The organism is Allobosea sp. GW821-FHT12C12, assembly GCF_058807355.1.
On the sequence record NZ_JBXAQP010000001.1, the window covers coordinates 17,610 to 38,400 of the forward strand.

The following is a 20,791-nucleotide window of genomic DNA, read 5'->3' on the forward strand; positions in this document are numbered from 1 at the left end:
CATCGCGTCATGAACGTCACCACGCAAGCACGATCGGAATTGCCTCCATGCAGCCCTTCACCACCCTGACCTCCACCCCCGCGCCGCTGAAGGTGATCAATGTCGACACCGACATGATCATCCCCAAGCAGTACCTCAAGACGATCAAGCGCACCGGGCTCGGCGCCGCGCTGTTCTCGGAGATGCGCTACAGGGACGACGGTTCCGAGAACCCCGATTTCGTGCTGAACCAGCCGGCCTATCGCAAGTCCGAGATCCTGGTCGCCGGCGACAATTTCGGCTGCGGTTCCTCGCGCGAGCACGCCCCCTGGGCGCTGCTCGATTTCGGCATACGCTGCGTGATCTCGACCTCGTTCGCCGATATCTTCTACAACAACTGCTTCAAGAACGGCATCCTGCCGATCGTCGTGTCGCCGGAAGACCTCGAGAAACTCTTCGACGACGCCGACCGCGGCTCCAACGCGACTCTGACGGTCGATCTCGCGAAGCAGGAGATCACCGGCCCCGATGGCGGCAAGGTCGCCTTCGAGATCGACCCGTTCCGCAAGCACTGCCTGATCAACGGCCTCGACGACATCGGCCTGACCATGGAGAAGGCCGGCAAGATCGAGGCCTTCGAGGCGAAGCTGGCGCAGCGGGAGTGGGCTTGAGCTTTCTTCCTTCTCCCCTCGGGGGAGAAGGGAAAAGCTCTACCCCACCAATCCCTGCATCGGCCCAAGCCCCTCCGTCCCCGGAAACACCCGCTCGGCCAGCACCGGCCCCGAAAGCCCGAACAGCTCCGAGACCACGCCCTTCGCCACCGCGCGGATGTCGGTCGTCGGCTTGAGGTCGCGCTTCTCGTAGAGCTGCTCGGGTTTCAGTCCCGGCCAGTCGGCGATCATCCGCCCGCCCTTGACCGCGCCGCCGACGAGGAAGGCGACCGTGCCGGTGCCGTGGTCGGTGCCGACCGTGCCATTGACCTTCGCGGTGCGGCCGAACTCCGTCACCACCATCACCACCGTGTCCTTCCAGACAGGCTTCAGCCCCTGCTCGAAGGCCGCCAACGCGCCATCGAGCCCACCGAGCAGTTGCGCCAGCCGCCCCTGCGCGCCGCCCTCGTTGGCGTGCGTGTCCCAGCCCTCGAAGGCGAGCGCCGCGATGCGCGGGCCGTCATCGGCTCCCACGAGCCCGGCCGCGCCCTCGGCGATGCGCTTCATGCCCTCGGCCGAGTCGGGCCCCTGCCCGCCACGGACCTCGCCGCCCATGCCCCGCCTTTGCGCGATCGCCTCGGTCTCGATCGCCTGCGCCAGTGCCCGCGCCAAGGCCGGATCGCGCTGGCCGTAGAGATCGCCGAGCCGCGTCATCAGATCGGAGCCGGCGCGCGCCATGCGCGGCGGCGCCCAGCCCAGGATCGGCGCCTCGCCGCGCACCACCAGAGGCGGCACCACGCCGACGCCGAGCACGCCGCGCCGCGCCACCGTCTCACCCGGCGGCAATCTGGCGATCAGCCGGTTGAGCCAGCCGCTCTCGGTCCTGCCGGGGCCGCCTTGCCCGCTTTCCAGCACGTCCTGCCCGTCGAAATGCGAGCGCTCGCGATAGCCGGTCGCCGCCGCATGAACGAGGCTGGCTTGGCCCGACGCATAGAGCCGCGCCAGGTTCGGCATCGCCGGATGCAGGTAGAAGAAGCCGTCGAGCGGCAGCGCCGCGTCCGGGCCGTCCTTCGCGAGCGCGATGCCCTCGCGAAGCCCCGCATAATCGGGGTCGCCGATCGGCGGCACGGCCGAGAGCCCGTCGAGCGCGCCGCGCAGCACCACCAGCAGGAAGCGCGGATCGCGTGCGCCCGCCTGCGCATAGGCGAATTTCGGCACGAAGGACCAGGCGAAGAGCGCGCCGGCCGCCCCGAGCACCGCCCGGCGCGACGGCGTCATCGCCTCGCAATCGTCGTCGTGATCGGGCGTCGCATGATCAGACATGGCGCTCACCTCCGCTGGAACTCGGGCGACATCAGCAGCAGCGCGAGCGCCTGCGGCTTGCTCTCGGCTCGCGCCACGGCCTGCCGCGTCTCGATCGAAGCCAGCGGGCCGAGAACCTGCTCGACCAGCAGGCGCGGATCGGGCGCGCTGCCCGCCGCCTGCCGTCCCCAGCCGGCGGCGACGTCGATGCGCGTCTTGATCCCCTCGGGCGTCGCCCAGGAATCGTTGGCGTCGGGATAGCCGTTCGGCCCCGAGGGCTGCCAGAGCATCTGGCCCATCGCCGTCAGCGGCCCCACGATCTGGCCGAAATCGGGCTTCCGCCCGAGCGCGCGAAACGCCGCGATCAGGAACTCCTGCGGCGAGCGGATCTTTGTCGGCTCCGCAGTCCATGCCTCGTCGGACTCGATCAGCGCCCGCGAGAGGGCGGCGAGATCGCCCTCGGTCCTGCGAAAGGTCCCGGCCAGCAGATCGACCAGTTTGGGGGGCGGAACGTCCGCGACGAAATGCCGGACGAGCTTGAAGGCGATGAAACGCGCCGTCGCCGGATGATTGGCGAGGTCGTTGAGCGCCGCCAGCCCCTGCTCCTTGCCCGGCTGGCCGTAAGTCTTGCCCAGGAGCGGCTGCGCGCCCGGCTCGTGCAGCCCGGCGTTGAAGGCGAAGGAGCCCGGAAAGCCGAGCACGGCCTCGCGCCCGACCACGGTCCAGCCCGTGATGATCCGCGCCAGATTGGTGACGTCGGCCTGCGCATAGCCGCCCGAGACGCCGAGCGTGTGCAGTTCGAGGATCTCGCGCGCCAGGTTCTCGTTGAGCCCGCGCCCGCGCCTCTTGCCGGCGGGCGAGCCGGGGCCGATCGAGAGCCGGTTGTCGAGGAAGTCGAGCATCGCCGGATGGCTCTCGGCCGCGACCAGCATGTCTGCGAAGCGGCCGAAGACATGCGGGCGGATCGCCTCGCGCTCATAGGCCCCGGCCATGATCCGGGTCATGTTGCTCTTGGTCGCCGCGATGCAGAAATGGTTCGACCAGAACTGCACCAGCCGTTCAGCGAGGCCGCCATCGGGGAGCAGCGCCAGCTCGATGCGCGCCCTGACCTCGTCGCGATAGGTCCGGTAGGGCAGCGCCGGCTCGTTCGGACGCGCGGCCGGCTGGGCCATCTGGTTCTGCGGATTCGCCCGGGTGGCTGCGATCTGCGTGCCGGGGGCGGGCGTTCCCTGCCCGGCGACGCGGCGCGCCTCGCGCGCGATCCTTTCTTCGTCCTCGAAGGCGTAGAGCGCGGCGCCGATCTCGGCCGCGCCGGAATAGGTCGTGCCGACGAGCGCCGGCGGGCCTGCCGCGATCTCGGCAAGCAGGATATCGCGGGCGCGAGCGCGCAGATCGTCGGGCTGGCCGGCCCTGTAGCCCAGGCCGAAACGCTGCAGGCCGATGCCGCCGGCTCTTGGGTCGGACGCCATGCGCTGGTCTCCGATTGCGATCGATTCAGATCGGACGCCGACAGTGTGCCCGCGCAACTATGGCGAAAACCCGAACCGAACACCGTCAAATCGCGATGTCTTCAGGATCGTTTACGCAGCAGGCAGCTAAAAGGCGACGAAATGAAAAGCGCCGCCGCCTCTTGCGAGACGGCGGCGCTCCCGAACGATCGGTCAGGTCTTCGCGGGCGTCACATCGCCGGAAGCGCCGCGACATCACGCACAGGCGCGCTCAGCCCGGTAACCTTTCCGACCATCGAGGCCTTGCCGGTGGCGAGATCGACCTTGTGCAGCGCGCCGTCGGCGAGGAGCCAGCCGGTGTTGCCGCCCGATGCGTCGGTCTCGATGTCGAAGGCGACAGCCTTCGGCATGACGCCGAGCTTGCCGACCGCGCCGAGCACGCCGTCGTTCGGCGGAGCCTGCTTGATCAGCCCGCCGATCTTGGCGTCGATGTCGTAGAGCGCGGTCTCCTTCGCGCCCTTGACCGAGTTGGTGTAGGCGCCCGCCACGATCATCGGCGTTTCGCCCTTGTACATGTCGGCCTCAGCGAATTTCAGCTTGCCGTCGACGGTGGTCTTGCCGTCGTCGACATTGACGCGGAGGTTGGTGCCGTCTGAGCCGATCACGCGCAGCCGGTCGGCGGCGGGATTGAAGTCGACCGTGGCCATGGCCTTGGCGTCGAGCACCGTGTCCATCTTGGACTTCATCGTCGCCTTGCCGTCCTTGTCGACGGTGTAGATCGTGCCGTCGGCGGAGAGCGCGTAGAGCGCGCCGTCGGCGGGACGGACGTCGATGCCGGCGATCTTGCCGGTGATGCCGGAGACCTTCATCGACTTGCCGGCCTTCAGCGTGGCCGTGTCGATCATGGTCAGGGTGTTGTCGCCAGACAGCGCGGCGAGCGTGCCGGCCTGGGCGGAATGGGACGCGCTCGCGGCCGCGCAGATGAGCGTCGTGGCGAGGAGGGCGTGGCGGGTGGTCCGGTTCATGACGGATGATCCTTATGATCCTGGGGTCAGTGACGGGTATCCGCTGCAGCGATGTGAGGGATAACGCCGGCCGCCGGTTGCGGATGCGCTCGAAAAATAAAAAAATTCGCCGGCATCCGAACAGGGCGCGGGCGTGTAACAACAGGCTGGCGTGACGCCCGCGAGGGAGCCGCGCCAGCGAGGGAGACGTGAGGATGGCGAGCGACGCCGCGTCGTCGGACAAGGCCCAGCCTTTAAACAAGGCCAGAGAGATCGAATCCGCGCTCAAGGCTTGCGCATCCGGCGATAAATTGGCGCTCAAGCGCATCTATGACGTCGAGTCGGCGCGTATGCTTGGAGTCGCTCAGCGTTTGCTGAAGCGTCGGGCGCTGGCCGAGGAGGCCGTGCAGGACGCCTTCGTGCTGATCTGGCGGCATGCGGCGCGCTTCGATCCCGAGCGCGGCGGCGGCCTGACCTGGATCTACGCGATCCTGCGCAACCGCTCGCTCTCGATCCTGCGGGACGAGAAGCGGGCCGAGACGAGCGAAGACCCTGTCGCCGAGGAGACGGCGAGCGAAGAGGACGATCCAGAGACGGTCATGTCGAAGCTCTCCGACGCCAAGGCCCTGCGCGCCTGCCTGGAGACGCTGCCCCCGCGGCGGCGCGGCATCGTGCTGCTCGCCTTCGTCCAGGGCCTGACCCATGGCGAGATCGCCGGGAAGCTGAGCATGCCGATCGGCACCGTCAAATCCTGGATCAGGCGTTCGCTGATCTCGCTGAAGGAGTGCCTCGGATGAGCCCCTCGGCCGACGCGATCCCGAGCCCGCCCGAGCGCGACGCGCTCGCGGGCGAATATGTGCTGGGGCTGATCGAGGGCGCCGATCTCGTCGCCTTCGCGCGCCGGCTCGAAAGCGACCGCGCCCTGGCGGATTCCGTCGAGCGCTGGCGCGTCCACCTCCATCCGATCGACGCCGCCGTCAGGCCGATCGCGCCGCCGCCCGGCCTGTGGCCGCGGATCGAGGCCGATCTCGGCATGACGGCGCGGACGGAGGCGCGCCCCATGGCGGGCGCGCCCTCCGCCGGCAGCCGCCTCGCCGACTGGTGGAACAGCCTGTTCGTCTGGCGCGGCGCGGCTCTGGCCGGCGCGCTCGCCGCGATCGTGCTCGCCATCGGCCTCATCGGCGCGCTCGACAAGGCCAGGCGCCAGCCGGTCATGGTCGCGGTGCTGCTGACCGAGGCCAGCATCGCGGCGGCCGTCGTCAACACCTTTCGCGACGGCAGGGTCGAGATGGTGCCCCTGCAGAACATCGCGGTTCCGCCGGGGATGGCGCTGGAGATCTGGACGCTGTGGGACCGCGCGGTCGGCCCGCGCTCGGTCGGGCTGATCGACCGCGCCCGCACGACGCCGCTCAGGCTCGACCGGCTGCCGCTGGGCAGGGATCAGCTCTTCGAGATCACGCTCGAACCCGCGACCGGTTCGCCCACGGGGCGTCCGACGGGGCCGATCGTGGCGAAGGGAACGACCTCGCAGGCGTTGTAGAGGATCATCCGAGGAGAAATCCGGCCATCCTGACTGCAAGTAAGCCGCGGTCTTCCTGGCTTAGCGAACCGATCTTTTTCGGTATGATATCGAGCGGTAAAGTAACGATTTTCCAGCGCACGACAGACGCATGTTTCAGACCTGTGGGCGCGAGATCGACGATAACGTGATCAGTAAGCCAGCGACTTTGCGCTCCAGTGGTGATCATCGCCGTGACAACATGGCGATGATCTCTGTTGAAAGCCGCATTCGATAGAATGAGGACTGGCCGTTTTTTTCCGTATGCGATGTCCGTGAAGGGAAACGGTGCAACGACGACATCCCAACGATCTAGTTCCAGATCGTCAGAGGTCATCATAAGCTTCCGCATCTTCCTTGCTGGACCATTCCGTCATTAGTTCAGATACCGCAGCCAGATAGGGATCCGTCAGCGGCTTCTCGTCGAGTTCGATCTCGACAGCTTCGCCGCGTCGTTCACGATACACGCTGTTCCAGTAGTCCTTGAACGCCTCATCGGGTCGGATGCCGAGGGTGGGCCTGCCATCCCCCCCATCTCGCATCTTTCGGAATAGAACGGGCTTACCGTCGATCCTCAAAGAAATCGGCGCGTTTGGCTGAAGGCCAGCAAGTTTGCCGACAATACGGTCGTTTTCAATATGCTTCAGCCAGATCGTGTGATCGCTGACAATCATTTGCGCCATGGCGCCCTCCTGCAATAGTCAGTGGGAGGGGTGTATAGCCCACTCCATTAAAAATATGCAAGAGGGCTATACACCCACCCCCTTTAAACCACCACCGTGATCGCCTCAGCCGCCCGCGTCAGCCCGGTGTAGAGCCATCGCGCCCGGTGCTCGCGGAAGGCGAAATCCTCGTTGAACAGGACGATGTCGTCCCATTGCGAGCCCTGCGCCTTGTGCACCGTCAGCGCGTAGCCGAAGGTGAACTCGTCGGTGTGGCGGCGCAGCTCCCAGGCGACCTCGTCCTCGGTCCCGTCGAAGAAGTTCGGCAGCACCGAGACCTTGACCGGCTTTCCGCCCGTTTCGTCCTCCGGCGTCACGCGCATGGTGACGAGGCCCTTCTTCGAGGTCTTCAGCTCCTGCACGATCCATGAGCCGCCATTGAGCAGGCCCTTGCTCTTGTCGTTGCGCAGGCAGACCAGTTTTTCGCCCGCCACGGGGACGGTCTCGGTCCGGCCCATCAGCTGGCGGATGCGGGCGTTGTAGTTGCGCCGCGTCTTGTTCATGCCGACCAGCACCTGGTCGCAACCGAGCACGATCTCGGGATTGACCTCGGCGCGGCGGATGACGCGGCTCCGGCCGTACTCCCCGACATCCAGCCGCCCGCCCTCGCGCACGATCATCGACATCCGCACGATCGGATTGTCGGCCGCCTGGCGATGCACCTCGGTCAGCATGATGTCGGGCTCGGCCTCGGTGAAATAGCCGCCGCCCTTGACCGGCGGCAGTTGCGCCGGGTCGCCCAGCACCAGAACCGGCGTGCCGAAGGAGAGCAGGTCCTTGCCGAGTTCCTCGTCGACCATCGAGCACTCGTCGATGATGACCAGCTTTGCCTTGGCCGCGAGGCTGTCGCGGTTGAGCGAGAAGACCGGGCTTTCCTCGTCGACCCCGCGCGAGCGGTAGATCAGCGAATGGATCGTCTGCGCGCCCGCGCAGCCCTTGTTGCGCAGCACGAGCGCCGCCTTGCCGGTGAAGGCGGCGAAGACCACGTCGCCGTCGACGGCCTCGGCGATATGGCGCGCCAGCGTGGTCTTGCCGGTGCCGGCATAGCCGAACAGACGGAACAGCTGGGGCTGGCCAGCCTGCAGCCAGCGCGCGACTTCGCCGAGCGCGGCATCCTGTTGCGGCGACCAGTTCATCGGATGCGGACGATCGGGAAATGCATGCCGCAATGGGGCCGAGTCGCGCCGGCCTTGCAAGCCCTCGCGGCGCTCAGGCCGCCCGCAGGCGGCGCGTGAACTCCTCCGCTTCGCTCTGCAGGGCCGAGATGCGCTGGTCGAGGTCGAGCGCACTGGTAGCCCCCATGCCGGCCTGGCTGACGGCCTGCGCATTGGCGCTCGCGATCTCCGTCATCGCCGCGCCGGCCGTGCCGATCACGTCCGAAATCCGCGAAACGGTGTCGCCGAGCGAGCCGAGTTGCTCGGCATGCGAGCCGACCATCGTCGATATCCCTGTGCTGGTCTGCTCCAGCGCGGTGAGGCTGGTGGCGATGGCGGGGATCGCCTCGGCGGCGTGGGACAAAGCCTCGTCGACGGTGGCGATCCGCGCCACGATCCGCGCCGTCGCCTCCGCCGTCTGCCCGGCCAGTGCCTTGACCTCATTGGCGACGACGGCGAAGCTGCGGCCATGCGCGCCGGCCCGCGCCGCCTCGATCGTGGCGTTGAGCGCGAGCAGGTTGGTCTGCCGCGCGATCGCCTCGATGATGCCGACGACGTCACGGATCTGGCCGGCGTTCTCGGTCAGGCGGGCGACGAGGTCGCTCGTGCCGGCCGCCTTCTGCGTCGCGGCCGTCGCCATAACGGAGGCGCGGCGCACCTCGGCGTTGATCTGACCGATCACCTGCTCCAGCCGCAGCGAGGCGTCGGCGCTGCGATTGGCCCCCTGCGCGGCGCCGCCGACCGCGGCGGCCGCCGTCGCGGCGCTTTGCGAGACCTGCTGGGCGCGGACGGCCGAATCCTGCAGCGCGCGGCGCAGCACCTCGCTCGCCGTCGCGATCTCGCCGAGCAGAACGCCGATGCGCCGGTCGAACTCGTCGGCGATCCGCGATAATTCGCGGGTCCGGGCCTGCTGATGCTGGGCGGCGAGGCCGGCCTCCGCCTCGCGGGTGACGAGCGTGGCCCGGACCTCGCTCAGGCTCCTGACGGTGCGGGCGAGCTGCCCGATCTCGTCGCCGCGTGCCTGGTGCGGCACCGTGATGACCACGCTGGACGAGCTGGCCCGGTCGATCGCCGCCATCAGCTCGCGCAGCGGCCGGGTCAGGTTCCGGCGCAGCAGAACGACCGCCAACGCCCCGCCGGCGAGCGGCAGGACAAGCGCGATCAGGATCGAGCGGAGCCGGACCTGACCGGCGAGCTCCGTCGCGCGCGCCGTGCTGAGCGCCGCCCGGCGGTCGAGCGTGTCGCGCATGACGGTGGTGGTCCTGACGATCTGGCGGACATTGACGCGCGCCGCATCCGCGCCGGCTTCGAGCAGAGCCGCCTTGGCCGAGACGCGGCGTCCGATATCGACGATGTCGCGCTGGAAGGCGATGAAGGTCCTGATGCTCGGATCGAGCGTCGGGTTGGCCTCGCGCAGGTCGCGCGGCAGCGACGAGATCAGGTTGGCGCGGGCCGCATCGACCAACTCGACGGCGCCGTCGAGTTCGTCCAGCGCCTGTTCGACCTGCCGCAGATCGACCCTGTCGTCGAAGCGGCTGAGCAGCGAGGCCTGCGCGACGCGGTTCGACAGCAGCGTCGCGCGGCTGGCGAGATCGAGCGTCGCGAACGCTTCCCGGTCGATCTCCCGGACCGAATCGAGGCCCTTCACCGCGCTATACAGCCCCAGCCCGGCGGCCAGGCCGAGCAGGGCGAAAAGAAGGGTGATCTTCAAGGTCAGGCCGGGTCTGCGCATCGTCGCCGTCGCTGGTTTCGCAAGCAGCCGCGGTTTCGCAGATGCGAGACAACGCCAAGTTAACGCGACAGAATAAAAATGATCCAAATCAATATGTTAGCCGAATACAGATCGATCCTGCCGCAGCGTTCCGACTGCTGCGTTCAGCCCATCAAGCTATCCAGACCGCGTCTCAGCCCGGTCTGATCGGACACATGCCGCGCCGCCAGCAACGTGCCGCCGACGTAAGGAGCGGCCGAACCGCCGGCGTCGTGACGGATCACCAGCCGCTCGTCCGGCAGGCCGAACACCGCCTCGCAGGACAGGACGAAGCCCGGCATCCGCAGCGAATGCACCTGCACCGGATGGGGCGCCCCGATCGCCCCGCCGCGCGTCTCGCGCACGCCGCCGAGTTCGGCGACGGGCTTGGAGGTCGCGGCCATCCGCTCGCCCGCAAGGGTCTCGCCGAGTTCGCGGCCGGTGCCGGACGGCGTGTCGGGCTTGGCCGCCGAGGCGTAGTCGATGATCTCGACGTCGGGGACATATCGCACCGCCTCGCGGGCGAAGCGACGCAGCAGCGTCGCGGTGATCGAGAAATTGCCGGCCGCCAGCACGCCGACGCCGGCCGCCTGCGCCGCCACGTCGATCTCGGCATAGTCCTCGCCCGTCATGCCCGACGCGCCGACGACGACATGCCGCCCGCCCGAGATCGCGGCCAGCACGTTGCCCTTCACGCTGTCGGGCTTGGTGTAGTCGATGACGACGTCCGACCGCACGAACAGCGCCTCCGCCATGGTCGGAAACACCGGCAGGCCGTTGGCGGGCAGGCCCGCCGCCTCGCCGAGATCGCGCCCCGCCGCCTTGCGCGAGATGCCGGCGACGAGCTCGAGATCGGGCGCGGCCTGAATCGCGGCGACGAGCGCCTTGCCGACCCATCCGGTGCAGCCGGCGAGCGTGATTCGGATCATGTTGGGCTCCTCGAACGCGATGCGGCGGCAGTGATAGGCCGGCCGCACGGCCGACGCCAGCGCGCGAACCGTTTGCCCCCCGGCGCGCCGCGGCATAGCCTCACCCTATGAGCGCCCGCGCGACCCGTATCTTCCTCATCCTGTTCAGCCTGGCGCTGGCCGGCTACGCGGTCGTCGCGCTGTCGCCCTGGCCGTCGGTCTGGCTGGTCCGCCTCGCCTTCGCGCAGGACGCCAAGACCCGCAACGCGGCGCTGGGGCGGCATCTGCCCGAAGGCGTCGGCGCGGAGCGCGACATCGCCTATGCCGCCGATCCGCGGGCCAGGCTTGACATCTACCGGCCCGCCGCGCCGCCGCCGGGTCCGCCGCGCCCGACCATCGTGTGGGTCCATGGCGGAGCCTTCGTCGCCGGCGCGAAGGAGGATGTCGCGCCCTATCTCCGTATCCTGGCCGGACGCGGCTATACGGTCGTCGGCGTCGGCTATGGCCTGGCCCCGGGCGCCCGCTATCCCGAGCCCGTCATGATGGCCAATGCGGCCTTGGGCTTCCTGACGGAGCACCGGCAGCGGCTCGGGCTTGGCCAAGGCGGCTTCGTGCTCGCGGGCGATTCGGCCGGTGCGCAGATCGCGGCCCAGCTCGCGACAGCGCTGACCGCGCCGGGTTATGCCGGCGCGCTCGGCCTCCGCCCGGCCGTCCCGGCCTCCGCGATCAAGGGCGTGGCGCTGTTCTGCGGCGTCTACGACGCGACCGCGCTGGAAGCCGGCGGGTTCTCGGGCTTCGTGCTGCGGACCGCGCGCTGGGCCTATTTCGGCGCCGACGACGAGGCCAACAGCCGGAAATTCGTCCAGTTCGCCATCGACCGCCACGTCACGGAGGCGTTTCCGCCGAGCTTCATCACGGTCGGCAACGCCGACCCGCTGGCGCCGCAATCGCTCGTCCTGGCAGAGGCGCTGACGGCGCGCGGCGTGCCCGTCGACCGGCTGTTCTTTCCACAGGACCGGACGCCGCCGCTGCAGCACGAATACCAGTTCGGCCTCGACGATCCCGCCGGCCGGGAGGCGCTGGACCGCCTCGACCGCTTCCTCGCCGGCCTGGCGCGCTACAGCACGCCGTGACGCTCGAACACCGAGCGCAGGCTCGCGCCCGCCAGCAATTCGTCGCGGGTCGAATCCTCGGCCTCGATCTTGGCGAGCGCCAGCGCCACGACCTCCTTGGCCAGGCGCGCCGGAACGATCACGACGCCGTCGACATCGCCGAAGACGAAATCGCCGGGCTCGACGCGGGCCCCGGCGATCTCGATCGGTTCGTCCATCGCCATCATCTCGGCGCGCCCCTTCGTGTCGAGAGGGCCGATGCCGCCATGGAACAGCGGAAACTTCAGCTCGCGGATGCGCCGCACGTCGCGCACGAGCCCGTCGGTCAGGCAGCCGGCGGCGCCGCGCGCCATCGTAGCCGTGGTCAGGAGCTCGCCCCAGGGCGCGATCCGGTCGGTCGGACCGTCGCAGCCTAGCACGGCGATCTCGCCCGGCTTCAGGCTGTCGATCAGGTCCATTTCGAGCGCGTATGGGTTGTGTCCCTCCGGACAGTGGTAGCGCTTCATGTAGAGCCCGGTGCGGGCATGGCCGCACAGGATCGACGCATCGTCGAGCGGCCGGACGAAGGGTTTCAGCGCCTGGTCGGGAAACCCGAGCTGATCCAGCACATCCGACAGCACGGCCGAATAGAGCTTCGTCGCCAGAAGCGCGAGATCGAGCGGTTCGGCTTGACTGGACATGGTTTCCTCGCTCATCCGGTTTCGACCGCCATCTTCCAAGCGTCGTCGCTTGCGGGCGCCGTTGCCGCCCAGCATGCGCGCGATCGGCGGCGGCGGTCCAGTGCCTGCCATGCGGCTCGTCCGCGAGGTTTCCGGCGCGACCCGCGGACGGCCCTACCAGGCGATCGCCTCGCCGTTCCAGGTCCGGAAGCTGTTGCCCTGCGCCATCCCCGAGGCGTCGATCGTCGCGATCAGCCCCGCCGCGCTCTCATGCGGCGCGATGTCGGCCCCGCTCCCTCCCATGTCGGTGCGGACCCAGCCGGGATGGAACAGCAGCGAGGCGATGCCGCGTTCGCGCACGGCGTTGCCGAACACGACCATGGTCATGTTCACCGCGGCCTTCGAGGAGCGATAGGCCAGCGAGCCGGAGGGGTTGGCGCCGATCGAGCCCATGCGGCTCGAGATCGTCGCGATCTTGCGGCCCTTGCCGGCCTCGACATTCGGCAGGAAGGCCTGCGCCACCCTGAGCGGCGCGTAGACGTTGACCTCGAAGACCTCGCGCCACATCTCGAAATCCATCGCGAGAGCGCTGGCATCCCCGCGCACGCCGAGCACACCGGCATTGTTGAGCAGAACGTCGAGCGGCTTGCCGTCGAGCCCGGCCTTGGCCGCCGCGACGCTCTCGTCGGAAGTGACGTCGAGTTCGAGCGGCGTCAGCGCGCCACCATGCTCCGCGGCGAGTTCCGCCAGCGCCCCACCCCAGGGATTGCGCGCCGCCGCCACGACATGGTCGCCGCGCCGCAACAGCTCGATCGTCAGCGCCAGCCCGATGCCGCGATTGGCGCCGGTGATCATCCAGGTCTGGGGCATGAGAAGACGCTCCAAGGCGGCCTTGAGAATGGTCAGGCGCTTGCGGGAATATTCAGATCAGGCTAGCTGAATATGCGTGAGGAGGCCAGACATGCCGCTCTACATCCGTGATGACCGGGTCGATGCACTGGCGACCCGGCTCCAGCAGTTGACGGGAACGGCGACGAAGACCGAGGTCGTGCGCCGGGCATTGGAACAGGAGATCGGCCGGGTCGAGGCGGCCCGGTCGCTTGAGGAGCGGATCGCACCCAGCATGGCGCTCGCAGACGCCATGGGTCAAGGCGGCCACGATTTCGATATGAAAGCTTTCAGCGACGAGATGTGGGGTCACATGTGATCTATCTCGATGCGTCGGCTGTCATCGCGATACTTGGCCGCGAGGATGACGGCCCATCGATCCTGGCGAGGATGACGGCCGTCGGCCCACCGTTCCTCGTTTCGTCCACAGGTCTCTACGAGTCTGTTCTCGGCCTTGCGGCGAAGAAGGCCAGTGCCACCAAGCAGCCTCTGGACGCTCACCTCATTGAGAGCGCTTCCGTGACGGTTCGCGAGTTCATCATCAATATCGGTGCTCGCGAGATCACGATCACACCCGAGATAGGACGGACCGCCATTGAAGCCGCCAAGCGATACGGCTTGGCGGTCGGCAGCCCCGCCAAACTGAATTTTGGCGATTGCTTCGCTTATGCCTGCGCGAAGGAACACGACGCAGTGCTGCTCTATAAGGGCAACGACTTCGTATGGACCGACTTGGCTTGCGTCCGTATCACCTCGCCTTGCCATAGCCCCCGGCCGTCGGCGTGATCACCGTCACGGCCTCGCCGGCCTGCAGCAGGGTCTGGTCGCTCGGCTTCAATTCCTCGACCGCGCCCGAGAGCCGGCGCACCGTCGTCTTGCCGAGCTGTCCCGGCTCGCCGCCCCTGACGCCGAAGGGCCGGACTTTTCGATGCGAGGCGAGGATGGCGCAATCCATCGTCTTCAGGAAGCGGATGGTGCGCGAGGTGCCGTCGCCGGCGTTCCATTCGCCGCGCCCGCCCGATCCCGGCCGGATGTGGAAATCCTCCAGCACCACCGGAAAGCGCGTCTCCAGGATTTCCGGGTCGGTCAGGCGGGAGTTCGTCATGTGGACATGCACGCCCGACGTGCCGTGGAAGCCCGGCCCGGCCGGCGAGCCCGAGCAGATCGTCTCGTAGTACTGGTACTGGTCGTTGCCGAAGGTCAGGTTGTTCATCGTGCCCTGCGAGGCCGACATCGCCTCCAGCGCCCCGAACAGCGTGTTCGTCACCGCCTGCGAGACCTCGACATTGCCGGCGACGACGGCGGCCGGGTAGCGCGGCGACAACATCGAGCCTTCCGGCACGATGATTTTGATCGGGCGCAGGCAGCCGGCGTTCATCGGGATCGCATCGTCGACCATGACGCGGAAGACGTAGAGCACGGCCGCCCGCGTCACAGGGGCGGGCGCGTTGAAATTGTCGCCGCGCTGCTCCGAGGTTCCGGTGAAGTCGACGGTGGCCTCGCGTCTGTCGCGGTCGATCGTGATCTTCACCTTGATCGCGCAGCCCTGGTCCATCGGATAGGTGAACTCGGCGTCGTGCAGGCGCGTCAGCAGCCGCGCCACGCTCTCGGCGGCGTTGTCCTGGACATGGCCCATATAGGCCTGCACCACGTCGAGCCCGAAGGATGCGATCATCTTGCGCAGCTCGGCGACGCCCTTCTCGTTGGCGGCGATCTGCGCCTTGAGGTCGTTGACGTTCTGCACGACGTTGCGGACGGGATAGCGCGCGCCCCTGAGCAGTGCGACGAGTTCCTCCTCGCGGAAACGGCCCCGATCGACGATCTTGAAGTTGTCGATATAGACGCCTTCCTCCTCGATCACGGTCGCCAGCGGCGACATCGAGCCGGGCGCCGTGCCGCCGACATCGGCGTGGTGGCCGCGGCTGGCGACCCAGAACAGGATGTGCTTGTCCTGCGCGTCGAAGACCGGCGTGCAGACGGTGATGTCGGGCAGATGCGTGCCGCCGTTGTAAGGCGCATTCAGGCAGTAGACGTCCCCCGGCCTGACGACCGGGTTGTTGGCGATGACGGTCTCGACCGAGCGGTCCATCGAGCCGAGATGCACCGGCATGTGCGGCGCGTTCGCCACCAGCGCGGCGCTCTGGTCGAATACGGCGCAGGAGAAGTCGAGCCGCTCCTTGATGTTCACCGAATAGGCGGTGTTCTGCAGCGTCACGCCCATCTGCTCGGCGATCGACATGAAAAGGTTGTTGAAGATCTCCAGCATCACCGGATCGGCCTTCGTGCCGATCGCGGCGTTCTGGAGCAGCGCCTTGGCGCGGACGAGCACGAGATGGTCCTTCGCCGTCAGCCTCGCCGACCAGCCCTCCTCGACCACGACGGTCTGGTTCGGCTCGATGATGATCGCCGGGCCCGAGACCTGCTGGCCGGGCGAGATCGCCTCGCGCCGCACCACCGCCGCCTCATGCCACTGCCCCTTGGAAAACAGGCGCGTGCGCTCGGCCACCTTCGGCTCGCCGGCGATTTCGGCCGATGAAGCCTCCTCGAACTTGGCCCCGCCGCCGATCGCCTCGACCTCGACCGCCTCGACGACCAGCGCCTTGCTTTCGTCCATGAAGCCGAAACGCGCCTTGTGCGCCGACTGGAAGGCCTCCCGCATCGCGGCCTCCTCGCCGGCCGCGACCGCGATCGCGGTGTCGGTGCCGGCATAACGGATATGGGCGCGGGTCAGGATCGCGATCTCGGCGGAGGGCACGCCCTGCCCGGTCAGCTCGGCGCGGGTCTCGGTCGCGAGCTTGTCGGCCACGCCCGCGATCGCAGCCTGCACGCCGTCGTCCAGCGGGGCGTCGAGCGCCGCCGTGCGCGTCGAGCGGATTTCGGCCAGCCCCATGCCATAGGCCGAGAGCAGACCGGAGAACGGGTGCAGCAGCACGGTCTTGATGCCGAGCGCATCGGCCACGAGGCAGGCATGCTGCCCGCCGGCGCCGCCGAAGGAGTTCAGCGCATAGCGCGTGATGTCGTAGCCGCGCTGGACCGAGATCTTCTTGATCGCCTCGGCCATGTTGGCGACCGCGATCTGGATGAAGCCGTCGGCGACCTCCTCCGCCGAACGCCCGTCGCCGACTTCGGCAGCGAGCGCGGCGAATTTCCCGCGCACCGTCTCGACATCGAGCGGCCGGTCGCGGGTCTCGCCGAAGATCGGCGGGAAATAGGCCGGGATCAGCTTGCCGACCATGACGTTGGCGTCGGTGACCGCGAGCGGCCCGCCGCGACGATAGGCGGCCGGTCCCGGATTGGCCCCGGCGGAATCGGGCCCGACGCGGAAGCGCGCCCCGTCGTAATGCAGGATCGAGCCGCCGCCGGCCGCGACCGTATGGATCAGCATCATCGGAGCGCGCATGCGCACGCCTGCGACCTCGGTCTCGAAGGCGCGCTCGTACTCGCCGTCGAAATGGGCGACGTCGGTCGAGGTGCCTCCCATGTCGAAGCCGATGACCTTGTCGAAGCCGGCAGAGCGGCCGGTCTCGGCCAGGCCGACGACGCCGCCGGCCGGGCCGGACAGGATCGCGTCCTTGCCCTGGAACAACTCGGCGGCGGTGAGGCCGCCCGAGGACATCATGAACATCAGGCGGGCGCCAGTGCGGGCGATGTCGAGCTCCTCGGAGACCTGCGCGACATAGCGTCCGAGGATCGGCGAGAGATAGGCGTCGACCACGGTGGTGTCGCCGCGCCCGACCAGCTTGATCAGGGCAGAGACCTCGTGGCTGACCGAGACCTGCGGGAAACCGATCTCGCGGGCGATGCGGGCCGCGACCTGCTCATGGGCGGGGTAGCGATAGGCGTGCATGAACACGATCGCGACCGCGCGGAGGCCGGCCTCGAATTGCGCCTGCAGGTCGGCCCGGATCGCGGCCTCGTCCGGCGCGCGCTCGACCGCGCCATCGGCCAGCACGCGCTCGTCGACCTCGACCACAGCCTCGTAGAGCTGCTCGGGCTTGACGATCTCCTTGGCGAAGATGTCGGGCCGGGCCTGATAGCCGATGCGCAGCGCGTCGCGGAATCCCCGGGTCGTGACCAGCAGCGTGCGGTCGCCCTTGCGCTCCAGCAGCGCGTTGGTCGCGACCGTCGTGCCCATCCGGACCTCGTCGACGAGCCCGGCCGGGATCGGATCGCCGGCTGTCAGACCGAGATGGTCGCGGATGCCCTGCACGGCGGCGTCGCGATAGGCGCCGGGATTCTCAGACAGCAGCTTTCTGGCATGGAGCTTGCCAGCCGGATCGCGCCCGATCACGTCGGTGAAGGTGCCGCCGCGATCGATCCAGAAGTCCCAGCGACCCGTCGTCATGTGAAGCTCCCCGCCGCGCCGAACAGGCGGGCCGAGCGCCCACCGACACTTCATCGATAAATCGTCGATGAAAAGTTGACAAGACGATTTCGGCGGCTAGGATCGCGATCGTGACCGGAACATGGCTGAGGGGCCGGGCCGGTTGCAAGGGAGGAGACCGGAGATGACGGGACCAATCCTGGCAATCGGCGGCGCTTGGCGCGCCCTGTCCCCTTCCCCCCGCTCGCGGTGGGGAAGGGTTAGGGATGGGGGGGCGTGCAGGGCGAGGTTCGACGCCGAAGCCTGGCGACTCTCCCCCCTGCCTTCCCCACCGCAAGCGCGGGGAGGGAGAAAAGGGCCATGATCCGCCGCGCGCTCGACGCCCTCTATCTCTTCGCCGGCTATGCCGCGGGCCTGTTCCTGATCATCATCTTCCTGCTGATGATGAGCCTGTCGCTCGGCCGCGAGATCGGCTTCAACATCCCGGCCGGCGACGATTTCGCCTCCTGGTGCATGGCGGCGATGGCGTTCCTGGGCCTCGCCCACACCTTCAAATCCGGCGACATGATCCGGGTCGGGCTGCTGATCGACCGCTTCCAGGGCCGCGCGCGCTGGTGCTTCGAGGTCTTCTCGCTGATCCTCGGCCTCGGCTTCGTCGGCTTCTTCGCCTGGCACGCCACGGTGATGACCTGGCAGAGCTACCAGTTCAACGACATCGCCGGCGGCGTCGTGGCGATGCCGATGTGGATCCCGCAACTGGGCTATTCCGGCGGGCTCGTCATCCTGTTCATCGCCTTCGTCGACGAGTTCGTGCAGGTCGTGCTGCGCGGCCGGCCTCCGGGCTACGAGAAGCCGCCGGCCCAGTCCGACGAGGAGATCGTCGAGCGCGCCATGGCGAGCGGGGTCTGATCCGATGGCGATGATCGAGATTTCGGGGCTTCTGCTCCTGCTGCTGATCGTCTTCCTCGCCGGCGGCGTCTGGATCGCGATCTCGCTGATGGCCTGCGGCTGGGTGGCGATGCAGTTCGTCGCCGGCGGCATTCCGGCGGGCTCGGTGCTCGCGACCACGATCTGGGGCAACAGCGCCTCCTGGACGCTGGCCGCGCTGCCGCTCTTCATCTGGATGGGCGAGATCCTCTACCGCACGAAACTCTCCGAGGAGATGTTCCGCGGCCTCGCGCCCTGGCTGAACTGGCTTCCAGGCCGCCTGATGCATGTCAACGTGCTCGCCTGCGGCATTTTCGGCTCGGTCTCGGGCTCGTCGGCCGCGACCTGCGCCACCGTCGCCAAGATCGCCCTGCCCGAACTGAAGAAGCGCGGCTATGACGAGAAGCTCGCGCTCGGCTCGCTCGCCGGTGCCGGCACGCTCGGCATCCTGATCCCGCCCTCGATCACCATGGTGGTCTATGCGGTCGCGGCCAACGTCTCGATCATCCAGATCTTCCTCGCCGGCTTCCTGCCCGGCCTGCTCGTGATGGCGCTCTATTCCGGCTACATCTCGCTCTGGCACATGCTCAATCCCGACAAGGCCCCGCCGGCCGAGCCGGCGATGAGCTGGCGCGAGAGGCTCTCGGAGTCGGCGCAGCTCATTCCCTGCATGCTGCTGATCGCGCTGGTCTTCCTGTCGCTGCTGCTGGGCTGGGCGACGGCGACCGAATGCGCCGCCTGGGGCGTGCTCGGCTCCTTCGGCATCGCCTGGTGGTCGGGCACGCTGACCCGCGACGCGTTCTGGCAGAGCGTGATGGGCACGACCCGGATCACCTGCATGATCATGCTGATCCTCGCCGGCGCCTCCTTCATGTCGACCTCGATGGCCTATACCGGCATCCCGCTGGCGCTCGCCGCCTGGGTCGACAGTCTCCAGCTCTCGCCCTATGCGCTGATCGCGGCGCTGACCGTGATGTACATCATCCTCGGCACCGCGCTCGACGGCATCTCGATGATCGTGCTGACGACCGCGATCGTCATCCCGATGATCAAGACCGCCGGCTTCGACCTCGTCTGGTTCGGCATCTTCCTGGTTCTGATCGTCGAGATGGCCGAGGTCTCGCCGCCGGTCGGCTTCAACCTCTTCGTCTTGCAGACCATGTCCGGCAAGGACTCCAACACGGTCGCGCTCGCCGCCCTGCCGTTCTTTTTTCTGCTGGTCGCGGCCGTCGCGATCATTACGATCTTCCCGCAGATCGTGATGGTGCTGCCGCAGATGGCCTTTCCGCCGCAGTGAATGTTCGATCGACAACAAGGGAACGGAGTCACACCATGAAGCGTCTCGATGTCATCAAGGGCCTGCTCGCCGTCGGCGTCGCCGCCGGCACGCTCGCGCTCAGCGCGCCGGCCGCCTTCGCCCAGGTGAAATGGAACCTGCCGGCGGCCTATCCGATCGACAATCCCCACAGCGAGAACCTCGTCGCCTTCGCCAAGGACGTCGAGGCCGCGACCGGAGGCAAGCTCTCGATCACGGTCCATCCCGGCGCCTCGCTGTTCAAGGCCCCCGAGATCAAGCGCGCCGTCCAGACCGGACAGGCCCAGATGGGCGAGGTGCTGATCTCGATCCACGAGAACGAGGACCCGGTCTACGGCATCGACGTGGTGCCGTTCCTGGCGACCTCGTTCGCCGACTCGATGAAGCTCTACAAGGCCTCCAGGGCGGCGGTGGAGAAGAAGCTCGACAGCCAGGGCATCAAGCTGCTGTTCATGGTGCCTTGGGCGCCGCAGGGCGTCTACACCAAGAAGGAACTCGCCACGATCGAGGACATGAAGGGGCTGAAATGGCGCTCCTACAATGTCGGCACGGCCCGGCTCGGCGAGTTGCTCGGCATGCAGTCCGTGACGATCCAGGCCGCCGAACTGCCGCAGGCGCTGGCGACCGGCGTGGTCAACTCCTTCATGTCGTCGGGCGGCACCGGCTACGATTCGAAGGTCTGGGAAACCCTGACGCATTTCTACGACGTGCAGGCCTGGATCCCGAAGAACGCGACCTTCGTCAACAAGGCGGCTTTCGAGGCGCTCGACGCCCCGACCAGGGAGGCCATCCTGAAATCCGCCGCCACCGCCGAGGCGCGCGGCTGGAAGGCCTGGGAAGACAAGACCAACTGGTATCTCGACCAGCTCAAGGCCAAGGGCCTGAAAGTGCAGGCCCCCTCGCCGGCGCTGAAGGCGGGCTTCCAGAAGGCCGGCGAGACCCTGACCGCCGACTGGCTGAAGAAGGCCGGCGCCGAGGGCCAGGCGATCGTCGACGCGTACAGGAAGATGTGAGGCGATAGTCTCGCGTCATTGAGACAAAACGATGGGACCCCTCTCATGACAGGAGAGGGGTCCCCCGCGCCATTACCG

General features: G+C 68.0%; 20 protein-coding genes. 9 read left to right on the forward strand and 11 right to left on the reverse strand.

Annotated elements, in window-relative coordinates; all coding sequences use genetic code 11:
• Window positions 1-47: 47 nt before the first annotated feature.
• Complete coding sequence (gene leuD, locus AC1RRW_RS00100) at window positions 48-650, forward strand: 3-isopropylmalate dehydratase small subunit (RefSeq protein ID WP_492897968.1); 603 nt, start codon at window positions 48-50, stop codon at window positions 648-650.
• Between the two features lie 39 nt (window positions 651-689).
• On the opposite strand, the gene AC1RRW_RS00105 is transcribed toward leuD, so the two are convergent.
• The 3 genes from AC1RRW_RS00105 to AC1RRW_RS00115 all read right to left on the reverse strand — a co-directional run bounded on the left by AC1RRW_RS00105 (window position 690) and on the right by AC1RRW_RS00115 (window position 4,404).
• On the reverse strand, window positions 690-1,952 hold the full coding sequence (locus AC1RRW_RS00105) for a DUF1501 domain-containing protein (RefSeq protein WP_492897970.1): 1,263 nt from the start codon (window positions 1,950-1,952) through the stop codon (window positions 690-692).
• 5 nt (window positions 1,953-1,957) lie between these two features.
• On the reverse strand, window positions 1,958-3,400 hold the full coding sequence (locus AC1RRW_RS00110) for a DUF1800 domain-containing protein (protein ID WP_492897972.1): 1,443 nt from the start codon (window positions 3,398-3,400) through the stop codon (window positions 1,958-1,960).
• Window positions 3,401-3,609: 209 nt separating this feature from the next.
• Window positions 3,610-4,404, reverse strand: a complete 795-nt coding sequence (locus AC1RRW_RS00115; protein ID WP_492897974.1) for a DUF4394 domain-containing protein — start codon at window positions 4,402-4,404, stop codon at window positions 3,610-3,612.
• 290 nt (window positions 4,405-4,694) lie between these two features.
• Between AC1RRW_RS00115 and AC1RRW_RS00120 the strand changes: the two genes are divergently transcribed.
• Window positions 4,695-5,180, forward strand: a complete 486-nt coding sequence (locus tag AC1RRW_RS00120; protein ID WP_492897976.1) for a sigma-70 family RNA polymerase sigma factor — start codon at window positions 4,695-4,697, stop codon at window positions 5,178-5,180.
• Window positions 5,177-5,923 carry an anti-sigma factor gene (locus AC1RRW_RS00125; protein ID WP_492897978.1) on the forward strand — a complete coding sequence of 249 codons (747 nt, stop codon included), beginning with the start codon at window positions 5,177-5,179 and terminating at the stop codon, window positions 5,921-5,923. Before AC1RRW_RS00120 ends, AC1RRW_RS00125 begins: the two co-directional genes overlap by 4 nt.
• 4 nt (window positions 5,924-5,927) lie before the next feature.
• Here AC1RRW_RS00125 and AC1RRW_RS00130 read toward each other — a convergent pair whose 3' ends face one another.
• The 5 genes from AC1RRW_RS00130 to dapB all read right to left on the reverse strand — a co-directional run bounded on the left by AC1RRW_RS00130 (window position 5,928) and on the right by dapB (window position 10,496).
• Window positions 5,928-6,278: a type II toxin-antitoxin system PemK/MazF family toxin gene (locus AC1RRW_RS00130; RefSeq protein ID WP_492897980.1), complete on the reverse strand. Its 351-nt coding sequence runs from the start codon at window positions 6,276-6,278 to the stop codon at window positions 5,928-5,930.
• Window positions 6,268-6,624 (reverse strand): hypothetical protein, encoded by a 357-nt coding sequence (locus AC1RRW_RS00135; protein WP_492897982.1) that lies wholly within the window; start codon window positions 6,622-6,624, stop codon window positions 6,268-6,270. Before AC1RRW_RS00135 ends, AC1RRW_RS00130 begins: the two co-directional genes overlap by 11 nt.
• Window positions 6,625-6,707: 83 nt before the next feature.
• Window positions 6,708-7,799, reverse strand: a complete 1,092-nt coding sequence (locus AC1RRW_RS00140; protein WP_492897984.1) for an ATP-dependent DNA helicase — start codon at window positions 7,797-7,799, stop codon at window positions 6,708-6,710.
• Between the two features lie 73 nt (window positions 7,800-7,872).
• Window positions 7,873-9,549: a methyl-accepting chemotaxis protein gene (locus AC1RRW_RS00145; protein WP_492897986.1), complete on the reverse strand. Its 1,677-nt coding sequence runs from the start codon at window positions 9,547-9,549 to the stop codon at window positions 7,873-7,875.
• Window positions 9,550-9,692: 143 nt separating this feature from the next.
• The gene (dapB, locus tag AC1RRW_RS00150; protein WP_492897988.1) at window positions 9,693-10,496 is read right to left on the reverse strand and encodes a 4-hydroxy-tetrahydrodipicolinate reductase; all 804 of its coding nucleotides are present in this window, start codon (window positions 10,494-10,496) and stop codon (window positions 9,693-9,695) included.
• A 107-nt stretch (window positions 10,497-10,603) separates the two neighbouring features.
• Here dapB and AC1RRW_RS00155 point away from each other — a divergent pair, with 107 nt between their 5' ends.
• Window positions 10,604-11,608: an alpha/beta hydrolase gene (locus tag AC1RRW_RS00155; RefSeq protein ID WP_492897990.1), complete on the forward strand. Its 1,005-nt coding sequence runs from the start codon at window positions 10,604-10,606 to the stop codon at window positions 11,606-11,608.
• Here the strand turns inward: AC1RRW_RS00155 and AC1RRW_RS00160 are convergent.
• Window positions 11,593-12,267, reverse strand: coding sequence for an RraA family protein (locus AC1RRW_RS00160; RefSeq protein WP_492897992.1), 675 nt, complete (start codon window positions 12,265-12,267; stop codon window positions 11,593-11,595). The genes AC1RRW_RS00155 and AC1RRW_RS00160 overlap by 16 nt on opposite strands.
• Before the next feature lie 153 nt (window positions 12,268-12,420).
• On the reverse strand, window positions 12,421-13,116 hold the full coding sequence (locus AC1RRW_RS00165; protein WP_492897994.1) for an SDR family oxidoreductase: 696 nt from the start codon (window positions 13,114-13,116) through the stop codon (window positions 12,421-12,423).
• A 91-nt stretch (window positions 13,117-13,207) separates the two neighbouring features.
• On the opposite strand from AC1RRW_RS00165, the gene AC1RRW_RS00170 reads away from it, so the two are divergent.
• Both AC1RRW_RS00170 and AC1RRW_RS00175 read left to right on the forward strand, forming a co-directional pair.
• The gene (locus AC1RRW_RS00170) at window positions 13,208-13,453 is read left to right on the forward strand and encodes a type II toxin-antitoxin system VapB family antitoxin (protein WP_492897996.1); all 246 of its coding nucleotides are present in this window, start codon (window positions 13,208-13,210) and stop codon (window positions 13,451-13,453) included.
• Window positions 13,450-13,920: a type II toxin-antitoxin system VapC family toxin gene (locus AC1RRW_RS00175; protein ID WP_492897998.1), complete on the forward strand. Its 471-nt coding sequence runs from the start codon at window positions 13,450-13,452 to the stop codon at window positions 13,918-13,920. The genes AC1RRW_RS00170 and AC1RRW_RS00175 overlap by 4 nt, the downstream gene beginning before the upstream one ends.
• Here the strand turns inward: AC1RRW_RS00175 and AC1RRW_RS00180 are convergent.
• Window positions 13,883-17,479, reverse strand: coding sequence for a hydantoinase B/oxoprolinase family protein (locus tag AC1RRW_RS00180; protein WP_492898000.1), 3,597 nt, complete (start codon window positions 17,477-17,479; stop codon window positions 13,883-13,885). The genes AC1RRW_RS00175 and AC1RRW_RS00180 overlap by 38 nt on opposite strands.
• Before the next feature lie 339 nt (window positions 17,480-17,818).
• Between AC1RRW_RS00180 and AC1RRW_RS00185 the strand changes: the two genes are divergently transcribed.
• Genes AC1RRW_RS00185 through AC1RRW_RS00195 form a run of 3 tightly spaced genes read left to right on the forward strand, consistent with a single transcriptional unit; the run spans window position 17,819 to window position 20,713 of the window.
• Window positions 17,819-18,367, forward strand: coding sequence for a TRAP transporter small permease (locus AC1RRW_RS00185; RefSeq protein ID WP_492898002.1), 549 nt, complete (start codon window positions 17,819-17,821; stop codon window positions 18,365-18,367).
• 4 nt (window positions 18,368-18,371) lie between these two features.
• Complete coding sequence (locus AC1RRW_RS00190) at window positions 18,372-19,682, forward strand: TRAP transporter large permease (RefSeq protein ID WP_492898004.1); 1,311 nt, start codon at window positions 18,372-18,374, stop codon at window positions 19,680-19,682.
• A 35-nt stretch (window positions 19,683-19,717) separates the two neighbouring features.
• The gene (locus AC1RRW_RS00195) at window positions 19,718-20,713 is read left to right on the forward strand and encodes a TRAP transporter substrate-binding protein (RefSeq protein WP_492898006.1); all 996 of its coding nucleotides are present in this window, start codon (window positions 19,718-19,720) and stop codon (window positions 20,711-20,713) included.
• Window positions 20,714-20,791 lie beyond the last annotated feature (78 nt).